General features: G+C 52.9%; 15 protein-coding genes. 9 read left to right on the top strand and 6 right to left on the bottom strand.

What is annotated here, in order from left to right; genetic code table 11:
* Positions 1 to 43: 43 nt before the first annotated feature.
* Positions 44 to 1,045, bottom strand: a complete 1,002-nt coding sequence (locus AAAH10_RS09980; RefSeq protein ID WP_343563061.1) for a BMP family lipoprotein — start codon at positions 1,043 to 1,045, stop codon at positions 44 to 46.
* Between the two features lie 385 nt (positions 1,046 to 1,430).
* Between AAAH10_RS09980 and AAAH10_RS09975 the strand changes: the two genes are divergently transcribed.
* The 5 genes from AAAH10_RS09975 (at position 1,431) to AAAH10_RS09955 (ending at position 4,669) form a co-directional block, all read left to right on the top strand.
* Entirely contained in the window at positions 1,431 to 2,189 is a 759-nt protein-coding gene (locus AAAH10_RS09975; protein ID WP_343563059.1) for a protein phosphatase CheZ, read from the top strand.
* A gap of 313 nt (positions 2,190 to 2,502) precedes the next feature.
* Positions 2,503 to 2,967, top strand: coding sequence for a 50S ribosomal protein L13 (gene rplM, locus AAAH10_RS09970; protein ID WP_343563304.1), 465 nt, complete (start codon positions 2,503 to 2,505; stop codon positions 2,965 to 2,967).
* Between the two features lie 3 nt (positions 2,968 to 2,970).
* A complete protein-coding gene (gene rpsI, locus AAAH10_RS09965) occupies positions 2,971 to 3,441 on the top strand; it encodes a 30S ribosomal protein S9 (protein WP_343563057.1) in 471 nt (156 codons plus the stop codon).
* Between the two features lie 108 nt (positions 3,442 to 3,549).
* On the top strand, positions 3,550 to 4,188 hold the full coding sequence (locus AAAH10_RS09960) for a LysE family translocator (protein WP_343563055.1): 639 nt from the start codon (positions 3,550 to 3,552) through the stop codon (positions 4,186 to 4,188).
* A gap of 10 nt (positions 4,189 to 4,198) precedes the next feature.
* A complete protein-coding gene (locus tag AAAH10_RS09955; RefSeq protein ID WP_343563053.1) occupies positions 4,199 to 4,669 on the top strand; it encodes a GNAT family N-acetyltransferase in 471 nt (156 codons plus the stop codon).
* A 30-nt stretch (positions 4,670 to 4,699) separates the two neighbouring features.
* Here the strand turns inward: AAAH10_RS09955 and AAAH10_RS09950 are convergent, their stop codons facing one another.
* The 3 genes from AAAH10_RS09950 to AAAH10_RS09940 form a co-directional block, all read right to left on the bottom strand.
* Entirely contained in the window at positions 4,700 to 6,406 is a 1,707-nt protein-coding gene (locus tag AAAH10_RS09950) for a ShlB/FhaC/HecB family hemolysin secretion/activation protein (RefSeq protein ID WP_343563051.1), read from the bottom strand.
* A gap of 64 nt (positions 6,407 to 6,470) precedes the next feature.
* Positions 6,471 to 9,362 carry a two-partner secretion domain-containing protein gene (locus AAAH10_RS09945; protein WP_343563049.1) on the bottom strand — a complete coding sequence of 964 codons (2,892 nt, stop codon included), beginning with the start codon at positions 9,360 to 9,362 and terminating at the stop codon, positions 6,471 to 6,473.
* A gap of 108 nt (positions 9,363 to 9,470) precedes the next feature.
* Positions 9,471 to 10,145 (bottom strand): substrate-binding periplasmic protein, encoded by a 675-nt coding sequence (locus tag AAAH10_RS09940; RefSeq protein ID WP_343563047.1) that lies wholly within the window; start codon positions 10,143 to 10,145, stop codon positions 9,471 to 9,473.
* Between the two features lie 224 nt (positions 10,146 to 10,369).
* On the opposite strand from AAAH10_RS09940, the gene AAAH10_RS09935 reads away from it, so the two are divergent.
* The 3 genes from AAAH10_RS09935 to AAAH10_RS09925 are packed head-to-tail and all read left to right on the top strand — an operon-like array spanning position 10,370 to position 12,503.
* Positions 10,370 to 11,263, top strand: a complete 894-nt coding sequence (locus tag AAAH10_RS09935) for an SPFH domain-containing protein (protein ID WP_343563045.1) — start codon at positions 10,370 to 10,372, stop codon at positions 11,261 to 11,263.
* 6 nt (positions 11,264 to 11,269) lie between these two features.
* Positions 11,270 to 11,611 (top strand): hypothetical protein, encoded by a 342-nt coding sequence (locus AAAH10_RS09930; RefSeq protein WP_343563043.1) that lies wholly within the window; start codon positions 11,270 to 11,272, stop codon positions 11,609 to 11,611.
* 28 nt (positions 11,612 to 11,639) lie between these two features.
* Positions 11,640 to 12,503, top strand: coding sequence for a hypothetical protein (locus tag AAAH10_RS09925; RefSeq protein WP_343563041.1), 864 nt, complete (start codon positions 11,640 to 11,642; stop codon positions 12,501 to 12,503).
* Between the two features lie 12 nt (positions 12,504 to 12,515).
* Here AAAH10_RS09925 and AAAH10_RS09920 read toward each other — a convergent pair whose 3' ends face one another.
* Both AAAH10_RS09920 and AAAH10_RS09915 read right to left on the bottom strand, forming a co-directional pair.
* Positions 12,516 to 13,052, bottom strand: coding sequence for a methylated-DNA--[protein]-cysteine S-methyltransferase (locus AAAH10_RS09920; protein WP_343563039.1), 537 nt, complete (start codon positions 13,050 to 13,052; stop codon positions 12,516 to 12,518).
* 128 nt (positions 13,053 to 13,180) lie between these two features.
* Entirely contained in the window at positions 13,181 to 15,310 is a 2,130-nt protein-coding gene (locus AAAH10_RS09915) for a methyl-accepting chemotaxis protein (RefSeq protein WP_343563037.1), read from the bottom strand.
* Positions 15,311 to 15,609: 299 nt separating this feature from the next.
* On the opposite strand from AAAH10_RS09915, the gene AAAH10_RS09910 reads away from it, so the two are divergent.
* Positions 15,610 to 16,617, top strand: a complete 1,008-nt coding sequence (locus AAAH10_RS09910) for a TAXI family TRAP transporter solute-binding subunit (protein ID WP_343563035.1) — start codon at positions 15,610 to 15,612, stop codon at positions 16,615 to 16,617.
* The last annotated feature ends 29 nt before the right edge of the window (positions 16,618 to 16,646 follow it).

Below are 16,646 nucleotides of genomic sequence, written 5' to 3'. Positions count from 1 at the left end.
GCTGCGCGACAATCACGCAGCCTGCATCATCTGTTCGGGTCTGTTACTGAACAGGACAGCTGTTGTCAGACATGTAGTCATGCACCTGAATGTCACCGGAAACGATTGCCGCGCGCGCAGCGTCAACTTCCTGTTTCATGGCTTCGGTGATCAGGCCCTGGTTGTTCTCGTCCAGTGCCCAGGCCACGCCGTTTTCCGCGAGTCCCAGCTCGACCAGACCCGGCTTCCATGTGCCGGACAGGGCTTCCTTGAAGGAGTTGTAGGCTGCAACATCCAGTTCCTTGGTCATGGAGGTCAGCATTGTGCCCGGTTGCAGGTGGTTCTGGTTGGAATCAACACCGATTGCCAGCTTTCCGGCATCCTTGGCAGCCTGATAGACGCCCAGACCGGTTCCGCCGGCTGCGGCGAAGACAACTTCGGCACCACGGTCAAACTGGGATTTGGCCAGCTCGCTGCCCTTGCCCGGATCGTTCCAGGCCGCAGGGGTTGTGCCTGTCATGTTCTGGATCACCTCGGCATTGGCATTTGCGTGTTTGGCACCCTGTGCATATCCGCAGGCAAAACGGCGGATGAGGGGAATGTCCATGCCACCGACGAAGCCGACAGCGCCATCTTCAGCAGCCATTGCAGCAAGCACACCGACGAGGAAGGACCCTTCGTGCTCCTTGAAGACGATGGACTGGACGTTTGGCAGATCAACGACAGCATCAATGATTGTGAAGCGCAGGTCGGGGAATTCCTTGGCGACCTTTGTAAGGGCCTGCTCCTGGGCAAAGCCTACACCGATGATCGGGTCGGCACCACGCTGTGCCATTTTACGAAGAGCCTGTTCACGCTGGGATGGGTTGGTGACTTCGAACTCGCGGTATGAAATACCTGTTTCTTCCTTGAAACGTTCAACGCCGTTGTAGACGCCTTCGTTAAAGGACTTGTCGAATTTTCCGCCCATGTCAAAGACAACGGCAGGCTTGATATCGGCTGCATGTGCAAGGCTTGTACCCAGTGCCACCATGGAAACGGCAGCAAGCTTCAGCAGGCTTTTCATTATGATCCCCTTACGGTGATTGAACCATTTTTCTTATATATTCATATGAGTTATCGGAAAAACGGTGCCTTTATCCCTGTTTCGATTAACCGAAACGATGTCGCTATAATCGGTTCCTTAAGAATCCGTGCGAACATTTATACAAAAAAATATTCGGCAAAAAAAGGGAATAAGGCCCAAGCGGCAAAAGAGGCAAAACAGCAGGAAACTGCAATTTGGCCCGCGGGTAGATCCGGCTTTGCCGCCTTTCGGGGCTGAAGGGCCTTGATAAAGTGTCGTGAATGCGGGCAAAAGCTGCAGAAAGATCTGCTTTTAGCAATAATTGATTAAACTTCATGGCTTATCATCGTCGCAAAACAAAACTCTAACCGGAGCCATTGTCGATATGAGTTTAGAGCCAAAAGGTGAATTTTCCGCAGAACGTGTCCAGCGGTTGCGTCGGGGTTTGACTGCGGATGCCAAGGTATCCAATCTGCAGCTGTTTGAAGCGATTAACGAGCTTCGCAGTGAAATGCATGCCATGAAATCCTCCATTGCGAATGTTCGTACGCAGTCAGCCGAACCGTCTTCTGCACCGGCTGTCGAGGGTGAACACAACGGCCCTCCAGAGCATCATGCAGAGGATGTACGCCTTGAGATTGCCCAGATGGTTCGCATGATCGGCAAGACCAAGCGGGAGATTGCCCAGATCAAGCACCCGAGTGTCGAGGAAGAGGACGACCGGGTCACCAAGGCGACGAACGAGCTTGATGCCATTCTGATGGCGACGGAGACGGCAACCCACTCCATTCTGGATGCCAGCGAGAAAATCGAGCAGACTGTCGATGAGCTGTCCAAGATCATGCACGACGATCCGGATGTGCAGGCCGCCTGTGAAAAGATCGCAGGGCATGTGATCACGGTTCTTGAGGCGTCCAACTTCCAGGACATTACCGGTCAGCGGATGACCAAGGTGATCAACACGCTCCGTTTCATCGAAGACCGTATTATGGCGATGATCAACATTTGGGGTGTGGATGCCTTTATCGACATGCCTGTTGATATTGATGATGGGCGCAGCGATGACGAGAAGCTGATGAACGGCCCGGCCGGTATGAACGAGGGCAGCATCACACAGGATGATATTGACGCCCTGTTTGACTGATTTTTTTCGGACTGATGCACTTTATTGTGTAGCTGGTTTTGAAGAACGGCCCCGATGCTTTACCGGGGCCGTTCTTGTGTTTTGCGAGGAAAAGGGCAGGCAAACAGGGTAAAATTATGTGGTAAAAAAATACCGTTAATATAAGTTGTTGTTTTTGTTTATTTATTTTTAATGGTGCTGTGTAAAAGCGTTTGACAAAGCCTTTGGGCTCCACTAGATACCCTCATCAAACGCGATTGTCTGTGCACTCTGTGGTGCTATCTGGCAAGGACGCGTTCCCCAATCGATGAAACAGCTTGCAGTGGTTCATACAATGAAAACCTTTTCTGCCAAGCCCGCAGACATTGAAAAAAAATGGTTCGTAATTGACGCAGAAGGCCTGGTGCTGGGTCGCCTGGCTGCCGAAGTTGCGAAAATCCTGCGCGGCAAACACAAACCAACTTACACACCTCACATGGATTGTGGTGACAATGTCATCATCATCAATGCAGAGAAAGTTGCCATGACCGGCAACAAGCACTCTGACAAGATCTACTACTGGCACACTGGCCACCCTGGTGGTATCAAGCAGCGCACAGCTGGTCAGATCCTGGAAGGCCGCTTCCCTGAGCGTGTTATTCAAAAAGCGATCGAGCGCATGATCCCGAAAGGTCCGCTCGGCTATCAGCAAATGAAAAACCTTCGCGTATACGCTGGCGCAGAGCACGGTCACGATGCTCAGCAGCCGGAAGTTCTGGATCTCAAGTCCAAGAACTCCAAAAACACAAGGAGCCTGTAATCAATGGCTGAAACTCTGAATGATCTTGGTGATCTGGCTGCTGTTTCTGCAGAAGCTGCAGTTGTAGCTGAGCCAAAAATTGATGCTCAGGGCCGTTCCTACGCGACTGGTCGTCGTAAAGACGCTGTTGCTCGCGTCTGGATCAAGCCGGGCTCCGGTAAAGTCACAGTAAACGGCCGCGAGCAGGAAGACTACTTCGGTCGTCCGGTTCTGCGTCTGGTTATTGCCCAGGCTTTTGAAGCTGCAGACCGCGTTGGCCAGTTCGACGTTGTTGCCACTGTTAAAGGTGGTGGTCTGTCCGGTCAGGCTGGTGCGATCCGTCACGGTATCTCCCGCGCTCTGACATCCTACGAACCAGCACTGCGTCCTGCTCTGAAAGCCCGTGGCTTCCTGACACGTGACGCCCGTGTTGTTGAGCGTAAGAAATACGGTAAGGCGAAAGCGCGTCGTAGCTTCCAGTTCTCCAAGCGTTAATTCTTACGCTTTCGGAACACGCCGAATTCAAAAAAGCCGCTTCCTTTGGGGAGCGGCTTTTTGTATGGCTAAAGGAGTGGTCTTATTTCTTGCGGAGGTTTCGGTGCCATGATTGCCTGGGAAACGGTTGTTGCCTTCTTTGCTGCTGCTGTATTGCTTGCCCTGACACCGGGGCCGGACAATATCTTTGTACTGACGCAATCCGCCCTGAAGGGTCGGGCAGCAGGGATCAGGGTGACTCTGGGTCTCAGCACCGGACTGATTGTGCATACCCTGGCTGTCGCTCTGGGCGTTGCGGCGATTTTCCAGACCTCTGCGCTGGCCTTTTCCCTCCTGAAATATCTCGGGGCGGCCTATTTGCTCTATCTGGCCTATGGTGCTTTCAGAGCCTCGTTTGAAAGGATGCAGCAAACCGCGGAGCCGGACGAGACCCTGCCTGAAAGCCGGGGCAATCTCTACCTGCGCGGTATTGTCATGAATGTGACAAACCCCAAGGTTTCCATCTTTTTCCTCGCCTTTTTGCCCCAGTTTGTTGATGTGAACTCGGGGGCCATTCCCTTGCAGATTGCACAGCTGGGAGGTCTTTTCATGCTTGCAACCCTGCTGGTGTTCGGAGGTCTGGCTTTGCTGGCAGGCTCGGTCGGGGAGCGGGTTGTTTCATCGCAAAGAGGACAGCGGGTGATGAACAGAATTGCGGCGTGTGTCTTTGCTGGTCTGGCGCTCAAGCTTGCAACAGCCGAGCGTTAGGGAGGCGGGCTTGGAAATCTCCATTCGCAGCGCAAATGATGATGATCTTCCGGCAATTCAGGCCATAGCGGAGGAAGCCTATGCTGTCTATGTCCCGGCGATTGGCAAGAAGCCTGCCCCGATGGTTGCCGATTATGCCCGGCATTTGCAGCAGGACACCTGCTTCGTTGCTGAAGATCAGGATCGCTCCGTGCTGGGGTATGCGGTTGTCTTCTTTCTGGATGGAGCAGGGGAGGACAAAGGCTATTGGCTGGACAGCATTGCTGTTGCACCCGAAGCGGCAGGGCAGGGACTTGGTTCGCGGTTGATTGACAGAGTGGAAGCGTTCCTTCTCTCTGCTGGAGCCAGATCCTATCAGCTTTACACCAATCGCTTCATGACAGCGAATGTGGGCTGGTATCAGCGTCTGGGGTTTGAAATCACAGACGAGCGTGAAGAGCAGGGGTATCAGCGGATCTATTTCAGAAAAAAGTTGGTCTGAAGCGGGTGCCTTTCCGGAGCCGGACCTTTTCTAGAACTGGAATCCGCCTGAAATGAAAAGGCGCGGACGATCCGGGCGATCATCCAGATCATCCCGAACCAGTGGAGCGTTCAGGGACAGATCGAACCAGGGGCCGGCGTCATGGTTGAAGCGCAGGCCCAGACCGGTTGAAGCCAGACTGTCATCATCCTGGTCGTTGTGGTTCCAGACACGGCCTCCATCCAGATAGGCAAAAGGCTGGAGTGTGATGCTGCTGTCCAGTGTATAGGTCCTGCTGATCTCGAAACTGGCTGCAAGGGCCTGATCACCTGCCAGGGCCGAGCTTTGATAGGCCTGCCCGAACTGTACGCCGCCCAGTGTAAACTCCTCGGTTGAAAGGAGGGAATGTGGAGCGTACTGCACGGCCAGCCTGATTGTGCCAACCAGCTGGTTTATCAGAAGCTGATTGTGGGTAAAGGAAGCATTGACCTTGAAAAAGTCGGGACGCCCGCCCTCACGGGACAGATCAGGATCGTTTCTGTGGGAGGCGTCAAAGAGATTGAGACCCTTGCTGATGCTGCCTGTAAAGCGTGAAAGGCGACCCGGGCCTGCAATTTCATAACGGCCACTGGCGCTGACGGACCAGACACGATCTTCGAGAATGCGTTCATGCAGCAGCTTTGTCGACTGATTGGAATAGTTCAGGCGAACAGAGCCATAGAGGTTTTCTGTCCTGCTTCTGATAAAGGGATAGTCCAGTGAGACAGAGGCGTTTCTCGAGCTTCCGATGACATCAAGCTCATCCAGTTCATCTCCTTCCTCCGATTGCAGTCCCGATGCATGGACTGTGAGAGAGAGGCCGTCGTTGCCAATCAGCTCCCTGTGGGTCAGACCGAGGTGCAATATCTCTCCTTCACTGCGAACGGGTGCTATGGTGGAGAGATTGAAACGGGTTTGTTCCGAGCGACCTGTCAGGGAATTCAGTGTCAGAATACTGTGGAGTCTTCCGCGCCCGAGTGTCTGGCTGCCGCGGTTGTTTGCGGTTATGACGCCTGAAAACTCATCCTGTTCGATCAGAAGATGCAAATTTGCTGCGCCAACCGTTTCCTTTGAGGGCCTGATCACGGATCTGACCCGGATACCGGGCATGTCGTCGATCAGCAGGAGGCCGCGTTCAATGTCATCAATATGCAGGGGACGGCTTTCTGTAATCCTTTGGGCGTAGGCGAGAATACGGTCCTGATCCGGACCGCCCAGAACTGTTTCATCGATCGGTTCGAGGATAATGTCGTCAATAAAGCCTTCAACAATCCGCAGGGAGAGGGAAGCGCCTGTTGCGCTTTCTTGCAAAACCGGAGCAATCGCCGTGAGGAAGTAGCCTCTGTTGCGGTAATCAGCGGTGAGTTCCGAGACGAAGCTGTCGATTTCCCCGAGTGTGAGAGTGCGACCAACAAGTTTGTCGATGCGATTTTTGAGATCGCTTGCAGGGAAAACCGTATTGCCATCAATGGAAATTTCTTTCAGGAAAACCGGCGTTTGATTGTCGGAGGTTCCCTTGTCTTCATCCTGTTTTTTTTCAAACTCCAGCCTGGGTTGCTCATCCAGCGGGATGTCCGGTTTTTCCAGTTCTTTCAAGAGATTGGAAGGGGTTTGCAAGGATTGGGAATAACAGGGAAAGGCTGTCAGGGAGAGAAGGGACAGGGTAAGCGTGCTGCCAAGGGGAACAAGGATTTTTTGAAAAGGGATTTGATACAACATAAACAAACTCCAACCCCTGTTCTCCGGGCAGTGATTTGAGAGAACAGGGGTAAAAACTTTTGAATTAACGGGTGCTTTGAACGTCAACAGTGGCCGAGCAATCCTGTTGGACGTTCGCAGGGGAGGCGCTGTTATCTTCAGCAGAGCTGTCGCTTGATGAGGAGTTCAGACAACTGGCCACATGAGACAGGGAAGCTCTGGCCCGAATGGTCGAGTAGTCGAGATCCTGTTCGTCTGCTTCCTCTGCTTCCATGGCGATGTCCTCGGTTTCCGGGACTGGCTGTTCCATGAGAATGAGAATCATGCTGTCGGTGTCGGTTGGACTGTCCGGCTCTGAGACAGGATCAGGGTCGGGCACAGGATCAGGGTCGGGCACAGGATCGGGGTCGGGCACAGGATCGGGATCAGGCACAGGATCGGCAACAGCCGGGATATCCGCTGCTGTCGGCAGGCCCGTCAGAAAACCGTTTTCAAGGTTTGTCGCTGCTGTTGCAATCTGGGTGTCGGAAGTTTCAACTTCAGCAGTGACAGTCCCGCCCAGTTCAGGGAAGGCAGTGGCGTCCTGAAGATAGGCTGCTGTCGATTCAGAGAGTCCCTGGCCCAGAAGATTTTTTGTGTCTCCACCATGGCGGATGTGAGAGGGTACTTCGATCTGAACGCCACTGACAACGCCTCCTCCATATGGCTCAGGAGAGGTATTAAAAATACCTGATCCGTGTGCATCAACATTGAAGCCACCCTGATAGAAGTGATCAAGATTGGCTTCAGGCGGAACGAAACCTACACTGTCAGGCTTTGGAAGATTGTCCGGAAGAGGTGTATAAAAAACATCGATTCCGTCGTTGTCTCCGTCAAAGTCGACATTATCTGTTGCTGTTTTCAACTGATGGACGAAGGATTTATCACCCATGATCAGATCAAACAGGAGTTGATATTTATCCTGTTCGGTCATCCCGGGGCTAATTTGAGAAGTATATTGGTGGTAAACGGAGGATTCTGAAGCCAGTTGCCAGGCTGATTTGGGGGATGCGACATAATCCGGGTGACCTGGAGCCAAACCCAGTGCCTTGGAATTCAGGATCCGGATGTCTTTGTGGTCCAGCGCTCCGAACCCAAGCAGGATTTCTACCGCGTGATCCGGGTCAAAATTGTCGATATGAACATCCATAGGACTACCCAGGCCTCCGACGACCTGTGGATCGGCTTTTGAGTTAAAACCATGGATGTCAAGCAGATAACCTGCGCCGTGTGTTTGTTCGATACTGTCCGTCGCCTGATCAATCAGGATATGCCAGCTTTTATAGGCATCGGCTCCCAGATTGTAGGTGCCGCCCTCGTAGGATGTCCAACTGGTGAGGTTCATGGCTTCATCCTTTTCGTCGACCTTCAGGTAGGACCTGTTGACGTCGACATGTCCGCGCAGGATATTGAATTTGAACATATAGGGCTTTGCGTTAACCGGCATACCGGTTTGTCCTGCCACGGCGTCGAAGGCGGCCTGTGCGATGATATGGGTGAAGGTATCCCGCGCTTTACTGGGAAAAATCTTTGGTCCCAGTTTTTCGTCGGCATCAAGATCAGATTCCGACATGTAGTGTCCGGGGGCGTAGGCTCCGTCGTGCCCGGACAGGAGAACAAAGGGAACATTGCCTTCGTAGGCTTCGACAAAGGCTGTGATGACAATATTGCTGTCTTCGTCACCGGGGTTGACGACCTGCTGTGACTGGGCGCCCACCAGAACCGATGTTGCCACGGGGGACTGGGTGATTGGCCCTGCGCCGTTTGTGCCGTCAAGAGGCTGTACAGAGCCACTGATCGTTGGGTTGAATTTATCGTTGCTGCCAATGCCCAGTGTGCCGCTGTTTGCGGTGCCGCTTGCGTTCAGTTCCGAGCCGTTTTCCAGATGAATGTACTGACCGGAGATTGCGATTTTGCCGCCATCTGTGGCTGCGTCGGTTCCTTGAACGGACAGGAGGCCACTGATCTTGATCTCGTTTGCAATTTTCTCGTCACCATACTGGAGTCCGTTCAGGGCATCGTCGGCAAAACCGTTTTGTGAACTGCCTGCATGGACAATGATGCGCCCGCCGTTTCCTGCCCGAATGGTGCCATCCAGATCAATTACAGCTTCATTCTCGGTCAGGGGAGAGAGATTGATGGCCGAGTTGATCACCTGTTTGGCAAAGGCTGCGGTAATGAAGACCTGACCACCTTCGGCTTCGACAAGGGAGCTTTTCGAGTTGTAAATTCCAAGTGGAAGCTCTGTGCCGTTCAGGGAGGCCTTGGCACCAGTCAGGTTCATGTCTGCCATTTCTATTGAAATGAGACCATCTCCGTTCAGATCGAGAACGGTTGATTCGCCTGAAAGAAGATTGACGGTCCCCATATTGGCTCTGATGATTCCCATATTTGCCACGCCGGGAGCCACAAGGGCAATCAGTCCTCCGTCTGCTGCGGTAATCTCGCCGGCATTGACAATGGCTGCTGTGTCATTTGCACCTGCATTGAACTGAAGGTTTGAAAGGTCATCGAGGGATGCATCGTCAAGATCAAGTGTGCTGGCAACCAGTCCTCCAACGTCGACCGTTGAGCCGGGGCCGAACAGAATGCCGTTCTGGTTCAGCAGCATGATCCTGCCGTTGGCCTGAAGGGAGCCGAAGATCAGGCTCGGATCACCTCCGGTGACCCTGTTGACGGTCAGTGCGTTTGTGTCCGGTTGAACGAAGGTAACGGTTTCGGTGGCATCAATGTTGAAGCTGTCCCAGTGGATGACCCCCTTGTCATTGTTTTGTGTAATTGTCATCTGCTCTGTGGCAGGTGTGGTGATTGCAATGTCTCCGCTTTGAACAGAACCGCCCTGGGGAAGAGCCCACGCTGCCTGTGAAAGCATCAGGGCCATCAATGAGGTTCCACTCATAAGGCGCAATGAAAGGGGAGCAGAAGGGGTGGCGCGCATGGTTGCTTCTCCGAACACTTGATGGGGCCGGGCAGCCATTTGTCATGGAGGCCGGACAGCCATTCGTCGAAGCGGTTTTTCGAAAGGTTCAGATTTTTTTGAAAAAAATTATTCCGGTGCGTCGAGGTCACTTGTGGAGAGCAGGACTCTCATGTGCTCGACGACATCCTGTGATGTTTTCAGGGATGTTGAAATGTAAAGCACGGGTTCCATGATCTTGTGATGAAAAATCAGATGTTCCGGCTGTCCCTTGTGATGTTGCATTGTATAGTGGGCCAGGGTTTCATCTGTGAGCCAGTAGTCCACCCGCCCTGTTTGCAGGGCTTTCATGCAGCTGAAGGAGCTGGTTGTCATAACGACGTTCTTGTAGGGACGCTTTGAAATCCAGTTGTCCATCGGGGTTTTGGCTTCAACGCAAATGCGATCGTTGAACAGATGGTCTTCGTCGCCTTCAGCGTGCCTGTGCTCATTCATGTAGGAAATGAAGCCAATCCGCGTTTTTCTGGCAGGGGCAACCCAGTGGTAGAGCTTTTCGCGTTCGGGAGAACGAGCCATGGCAACGATAAAGGTGCCGGGATTGTTTTCCAGCTCCTTGAGCACCCTTTGCCAGGGCATGAACTCGACCTCGATGTAGGTGTTGTTTCTCTCCGCGCTTTCCATGATCGGGGAAAGAATAATTCCTTTGGGCTTCTCGTTTTCCGTAAAAGTGTACGGGGGAAGTTCGGTTGCAAGTATCTTTATTGAATAGTTCGTGCCTGAAGCCTGGGCGCTGAGGGCTTGCATGAAAAGAAATGTCAGAAAAATGAGGCGTAAAGCTTTCATTATCTCTCTGTTTTTTGTTTTCTTATGGGAATTATCTTCTCATCAAAGTCAAACTCTTTTCAAGTGTTTTGTTTTTTAATGAAATTGTTCGGAAATATTTTTTCTTCCTGTTTTTTGAACCTTCGGGTTTTACTGAACGACAGCATGTCAGTTCCCGGAAACTTATCCTTTGTAAGGGGTTGGAAATGGATTTTCTTTTTATTGAACTGGGCGGGTTTCTGCTCATCCCCATTGTTTTGATTCTTCTGCCGTCGATGATTGTCATTACAGGACAACAGAATGTGAAGATCATCGAGACTTTCGGCAAGTATACAAGCACGCGCTCCGCAGGCCTCTCCTTCAAGCTGCCCTATCCGATCCAGACTGCGACAGGGAACTTTTCCCTGCAGATTATGGAGATCGCTGAAACGGTCGGGGTCAAGTCTTCAGACAATGCCTTTGTCGATGTACCAATTCGCGTTCAGTTTGCGGTCAATCCCGATCGTGCAAAGGAAGCCTATTACAAGCTCTCTTTGCCTGAGGAGCAGATCCGTTCCTACATCGTCAACCAGGTGCGTTCCACTGCATCCGGATTGTCCTTTGAGGACCTTTTCAAATCCCAGGCTGCGTTTCAGGGGGATGTTCAGGAGACATTGACAGAAAAGATGGATGATTTCGGTTTCTGGATCATCAACGTTCTGGTGGACGATCCGCAACCGTCTCCGGAGTTGCGTCAGGCCTTTGACAGGGTCCTTGCGGCACAGCGTGAAAAGGAAGCGGCTGTTGCAGAGGGTGAGGCTGCACGTTTGCTGTCTGTCGCCAAGGCCCGGGCCGAAGGGGAAGCCTTGCAGATCAAGGCTGATGCCTATGCCAGTTTCCGCAAGATCGTCGCTGAGGGAAATTCCGAGGCCATTGAGGCTTTCCGCGGGAAAACCGGCTTGTCTGCCGAGGCTGCACTGGAATTTTTTGTCAGCATCAACGAAATGGAAGCCATGCGTGATGCCGCAGCAGAGGGAGGAAATGTTGTGTTTGTCTCCTCTTCGGCCAAGACGTCCGGTGACAAGGCCCTGATGGGACTTTTGGCGCAAAACAAAGGGTGATTTGAAATGACGGACCAACTGGAAGGAGCGGGAAAACGCGACAGAACAGGGCTGGTGAAAAGAGATTTTCTGCGTATAGTCTTGATCTCGTTTCCCTTTCAACTCGTTGCCGCCTGGCTTTTCTACGAGACAGGACAAGGGCAGCCCGATGACGGGATTGGAGCGATCAGTTACAGCTTTCTGCTGGAAATTGTACTTCCCCTGGTTTGGGAAATGGTTGTTTCATTCTATTGCCTTGCTGTCCTGGTTGGAAGAGCTTTCAAAGGCGCCATCTGGCATCTTGTTGCTGTGGTGGTTGTTCTCAACTGTTGGGCAACGCTCCTTTTTTTCGAAGCTTTTTTAATGTAGCTTTTTGTACCAGCAGGATGATTTTATCATGTCCAGAGATTTCGTGATTTTGGCTTTTATAACCCTGCCTTTCCTGCTGGTCTCAATCTGGCTTGCTGTTCAGATGAATGACAGCCGCAACGGATTTGAAGGAGCTGCCTGGTTCCTTGTGCTTCTGGCCGTTGCGGGGGGCTGGGGGCTGATTGTCAGTGGTTACAGCGGCTGGGTGTTACTGCGTGACGGTATCGGGTTGAAAACGCTTCCATACGCTGCTTTTCTGTGCGGTTATCTGGTTCTGGCCGGTTATCTCTATTATGACTATTTTAGTGAGGCAGCTCCGGACAGACAGTCTGGTGTCTTTTCAGATGCCTTTGTCGAAGCAGTCAGTTTTGAGGCGCGTCTCAAACTGATTGAGCGCCACCGAAGTGAACTTGAAAATCCGCATGTCGCCCTTGTCGAGCAACTGGCCTATGTCCTGTCTCCGCACGGAGAGCAGGGAGGTGATGTTTCCTTGATGGATGAAAAGGAGCGTCTGGCGTTGTTGCAGGCTCTTGTGGATTACGGGCTTCTGCCATCACCTGTCGTTTTGAACATCATGGCTGTCAGCAATGCTGATCCGGAGGCCGCGAAACTGCTGATTGCAAAGCGACGGGAAATGCAGGGCTGGGAAGGTGAAGATGTCTTTCCGTCTGTTCGAAAGCGGCTGGCACATGCGGATCTTGCGCAGCTGGTGCCCCAGTATTCCTTTGATCTGGCTCTGAACAATACGCCCTATTGTGATGAGGAACCGGATGAGGCCGGACTGCGGAGCCTGACAGTGGCGCAGCATCTGTGGAATGAGGGCAGGAACGAACTGGCACCTCTTTCAGAGGAGCAGCAGGACAGGCTGTTCAGACAGGGATGCAAACCCTGACGCTGCCGCTACCTATGCAAAGAGGTCGTTTTGTTCCGGTTGAGGCAGGCAGCCTTCGATCTGCAGGAGCTTTTCCTTGGTACCCAATCCACCAGCGTATCCGGTCAGAGAGCCGTTCTTTCCAATGACGCGATGACAGGGGACGAGAATGGAAATGGCATTGGCCCCGTTGGCTGTTCCGACAGCCCGTGTTGCATTGGCATCTCCGAGCCTGTTGGCCAGATCCAGATAACTCCAGGTTTCGCCGAACGGGATCAGCAGCAGCTGTTCCCAGACCCTTTTCTGAAAAGCAGTGCCGGCAAAGGCGAGCGGGACCGAAAAGGCAGTTCGCTCACCGGAAAAGTATTCCGAGAGCTGCTGGATGGTTTGTTCGATAACAGGAGAGTTGCCTTCGACCAGCTCCGTGTTGAAATAGCGCTTGAGGCGGCTGTTGACCTGTTCGTGGGTTTTCTTGTGTCGCCAGTTGCACAGACACAGCCTGTCCCCGATCGACCCCATAATCAGTTCACCTGCGGGTGTGTCGTGGTAATGGATCTGAATGGCGGTCATGGGATGTCTCTCTGATCAATGGGAACAGCATTTGAAAAAGATAGGGCCTGTCGGGTTCCGCGCAAGAAAAAAGCTCTCAACTTTTCGGGAGAGAGCTTTTTGGGAACCTGAAAGGGGCAGGAACGGGATCAGGCGGCTTTTTCATCCCCTGATGCAGGCGTGTCTTCAGAGCCGATATCCGTGCGGACACCTTCAATAAAGCGGTTGGTTTCCTGGGACAGCAGATTGCTGTTCTTGGACAGCTCGTCAATGGCCATCTGCATTTCCTCTGTGGCACCGCCTGTCGAGTTGGCGTCTGTGGAGACCGTGTTGATGGCACTGACAACGGAGCGGATTTTTTCGGCGGCATGATTGGCGGCCTTGGAAACCTCGCTTGTTGCTGAAGCCTGTTCCTCAACAGCCCCGGCAATCTGTGTCATGGTTGAGTTGGTGTTTTCGACCGCTGTGTTGATGGTGTTCACAGCTTCTGTGGAACTCTCGATTTCGCTGAGCATTGTGCCCACGTGTGTGCTGATTTCCTCGGTCGCCTTTTGCGTTTGCGAGGCCAGGGATTTCACTTCGTTGGCAACGACAGCAAAGCCCTTGCCTGCTTCACCGGCGCGTGCGGCCTCAATGGTGGCGTTCAGCGCCAGCAGGTTGGTTTGGTTGGCGATGTCTGCAATCAGCTCGACAATGCTTTTGATCTTCGCACTGGCGGCATTCAGAGCTGCAACCTTTTCGCCTGCATCCGTTGCCTTCAGTGCGGCCTCGTTGGTGAGCTGCGAGGTCTCGCGAACCTGTGCGGACATCTCCACAATGGCCCGGTTGATTTCACTCACAGCGGCTGTGACAGACTCAATTTCCTCACCGGCTTCATTGGCGGAGTGCTGCACGTCTGTCGAGTTGGTGGCCGTGCGTGTCGCGATGGAACTGACCTCGCCGGATGTGGCCGAGAGTTCTGTCGCCGAAGAGGAGAGGGCATCAATGACGGACCCCACGGTCGTTTCGAAATTGTCAGCCAGGGAGGACAGGGCTTCTGCCTGTTCCTTCTTGGTCTGAAGGCGGAACTCTTCCTGCTCCTCGCGGTAGGCATTGGCGGCACGGGTTTCCTGTTTGAACTTGTAGACAGCGCGCGCCATATCCGGCAGTTCGCCCTTGCCTTCGATATTGGGAACCCAGGCTTCCAGATTGCCGCTGGCCAGTTCAATCAGTGTGGCGCGAATTTTTTCCAGCGGGTTGACAACCTGCTTGACGACAATCCAGAGACTGCCCGCATAGGCCACGATGGCGACGATGATGATGGCAATGTCAAAGATCATCCAGAGCAGTGCTGTCGAGGCATCTTTTTTGATCATGGCGGCAATATCGCGTTTGGCGATTTCCTGGGCGGCAAAGATACTGCTCATGGCCCTGGTTGCATTTTCGAACCAGGCTGAAGCTGTCACAGGGTAGGCGGGGTTGCTGCCCGTTGAACCTGCCTCGATCACAGAAGCTCGCAGCGTGCTGAAGTCATCAAAGTAGATCTTCTTGGCGACCTGCATGACGTCGTGGAACTCTGGCGTCAGTTCGGATTCCAGATCGACTGCGTGATCCCAGCCGGTTTCAATGTGACCACGGAAATTCCCGAGTGTCACCAGAGTGCTGTTCAAAGGACGGCTCGCCCCGATTGTGCCGGCGAGCAGGCCGCGCTCACGCCCGGAGTATTCCGTGACAATCCAGAGACTGTCGCGAATACCAAAGGCCATGGCAATGTGAGCGGAGATATGCTCGCCCAGCTGTTCTTCCTCATGCACGCGCAGCTTTTGTGATTCGGTGATCAACTGGGTGATCTTCTGGAAGAATTTGACGCGGAGTTCCTGTTCGTCCTGATTGCGCTTTGCACCCAGAGCGGCATCAACGTTCTGTCGCAGTGATCTTACCTGTGCCAGTGTCCCGTTGACCTTGTTGATGTCGCTTTTCACTGCATCCGAGCCGATTTGATCAATAATGGCGACGGCCTCTGCATAGGTGCTGTCAGCTTCCATGCGCTTGGCACGGATTGTTTCAAGCTGTGCGTCACTTGCCTTTGAGGGGTTGCCCAGCGTTCCGGCCGAGGTGCCTCGTTCTACGGCCCATGATCCCGCAGCCTTCAAAAGCAGGTTGGAGGCCTGGTTGATTTTGATGGCCTTCTGGTTTTCCTGATAGATCTGCACAACTTTAATTGTGTCATTGGCGACAAAAAAGAGCAGGATTAAACCGAGTACTGAAATGGAAAGTAAGATCTTGGCACGAATAGACATAACAGAACCCTGAGTTGTTTTACTGGTTGGGTTGCAACGCACTTCGCTTTTGCTGAAAGTATTATTTGAAAGAGCTATCTATCGAAAAGTCTAGATGCCTTTGCTTAAGAGAGTCTTAAGAGGAAAGGGTAAGCAAAGGTGTGATTTTTTCTCTTGCCCCCTGATATGAAAGGAAAATTGTTTAACTTTGGCAATTTGCTGATACTATTGTCGCCCTTGCGGCAGAAACAGGTGCGCGGCACAAGCGCACCGCCAAAACGAACAAAAGATCAGGTTTCTAACCCCCTAGGAGGCACAAAATGAAACGTATTGGTTTGGCTGCGCTTGCAGCGATGGCAATGACAGTCGCTGCACCGGTCACAAAGGCCGAGGAAGCAAACTACATTCTGACAACGGCATCAACAGGCGGTACCTACTATCCTGTCGGTGTGGCGCTTTCCACTCTGGTAAAGGTCAAGCTCCAGCCGAAACAGAAGATCGGTATGTCCGCGATCAGCTCTGCGGGTTCCGGTGAGAACGTTCGTCTTTTGCGTGAAGGCGAAGCGCAGTTCGGGATCATTCAGGGGCTCTATGGCTACTATGCATCCCAGGGAACCGGGCCACTTGCAGAGGCCGGTGTTCAGGAAAAGCTGCGTTCTGTGACCATGCTCTGGCAAAACGTCGAGCAGTTCGTTGTTGCTGCTGATGCTGTACAGTCCGGAACTTTCTCTGACATGGCGACGCTGAAAGGCGAAGCGATGGCGCTTGGCAAGCAGAACTCCGGAACAATCGGTTCCAATGCTGCCCTGTTGTCCGGGATCGGTGTTGATCTGAGCGCGGATTATGATCTGGTCCACGGTGGTTATGGTCCTTCTGCAGAGGCACTGCAAAATGGCCAGGTCAAGGGGATCGGTACTCCGGCAGGTGTTCCAACCGGTGCCATCAGCCAGTTGATGGCTGCAGCAGGTGACAAGGTCCGGATGCTGAACTTCACTGCTGAAGAAGTCGCAAAGGCTGATGCAGGTCGTAACCTCTGGACACCTTACACCATTCCGGCTGGAACCTATCCTGGCCAGGATGCAGACATTCAGACCATTGCACAGCCGAACTTCCTGGCGACCTCTGCGGACCTGCCTGAAGAGAACGTCTACATGATCACAAAGACGATCTATGAAAACCTGCCATTCCTGCAGGCCATTCACCCGGCAACCAAGGCGATGGCTGTTGAAAAGGCAATTGCCGGTCTTCCTGTTCCGCTGCACCCCGGTGCTGCGAAGTACTACAAGGAAGTTGGCATCGATATTCCGGAGCGCCTGATCGCAAAATAAGGCGATCCAGCTCTGTTTATCAGTACGGC

It is taken from the genome of Carbonatibacter coralli, assembly GCF_039592655.1.
Classification (GTDB): domain Bacteria; phylum Pseudomonadota; class Alphaproteobacteria; order Kiloniellales; family Kiloniellaceae; genus Carbonatibacter; species Carbonatibacter coralli.
This window is presented reverse-complemented; position numbering and strand designations above follow the sequence as displayed.

Bases quoted from the DNA above. Each gene is read 5' to 3' on its own strand.
- AAAH10_RS09915 (WP_343563037.1), bottom strand. From the start codon at position 15,310: ATGTCTATTCGTGCCAAGATCTTACTTTCCATTTCAGTACTCGGTTTA.
- AAAH10_RS09910 (WP_343563035.1), top strand. From the start codon at position 15,610: ATGAAACGTATTGGTTTGGCTGCGCTTGCAGCGATGGCAATGACAGTC.
- AAAH10_RS09975 (WP_343563059.1), top strand. From the start codon at position 1,431: ATGAGTTTAGAGCCAAAAGGTGAATTTTCCGCAGAACGTGTCCAGCGG.
- AAAH10_RS09935 (WP_343563045.1), top strand. From the start codon at position 10,370: ATGGATTTTCTTTTTATTGAACTGGGCGGGTTTCTGCTCATCCCCATT.
- rpsI (WP_343563057.1), top strand. From the start codon at position 2,971: ATGGCTGAAACTCTGAATGATCTTGGTGATCTGGCTGCTGTTTCTGCA.
- AAAH10_RS09980 (WP_343563061.1), bottom strand. From the start codon at position 1,045: ATGAAAAGCCTGCTGAAGCTTGCTGCCGTTTCCATGGTGGCACTGGGT.
- AAAH10_RS09960 (WP_343563055.1), top strand. From the start codon at position 3,550: ATGATTGCCTGGGAAACGGTTGTTGCCTTCTTTGCTGCTGCTGTATTG.
- AAAH10_RS09920 (WP_343563039.1), bottom strand. From the start codon at position 13,052: ATGACCGCCATTCAGATCCATTACCACGACACACCCGCAGGTGAACTG.
- AAAH10_RS09945 (WP_343563049.1), bottom strand. From the start codon at position 9,362: ATGCGCGCCACCCCTTCTGCTCCCCTTTCATTGCGCCTTATGAGTGGA.
- AAAH10_RS09925 (WP_343563041.1), top strand. From the start codon at position 11,640: ATGTCCAGAGATTTCGTGATTTTGGCTTTTATAACCCTGCCTTTCCTG.
- AAAH10_RS09940 (WP_343563047.1), bottom strand. From the start codon at position 10,145: ATGCAAGCCCTCAGCGCCCAGGCTTCAGGCACGAACTATTCAATAAAG.
- rplM (WP_343563304.1), top strand. From the start codon at position 2,503: ATGAAAACCTTTTCTGCCAAGCCCGCAGACATTGAAAAAAAATGGTTC.
- AAAH10_RS09950 (WP_343563051.1), bottom strand. From the start codon at position 6,406: ATGTTGTATCAAATCCCTTTTCAAAAAATCCTTGTTCCCCTTGGCAGC.
- AAAH10_RS09930 (WP_343563043.1), top strand. From the start codon at position 11,270: ATGACGGACCAACTGGAAGGAGCGGGAAAACGCGACAGAACAGGGCTG.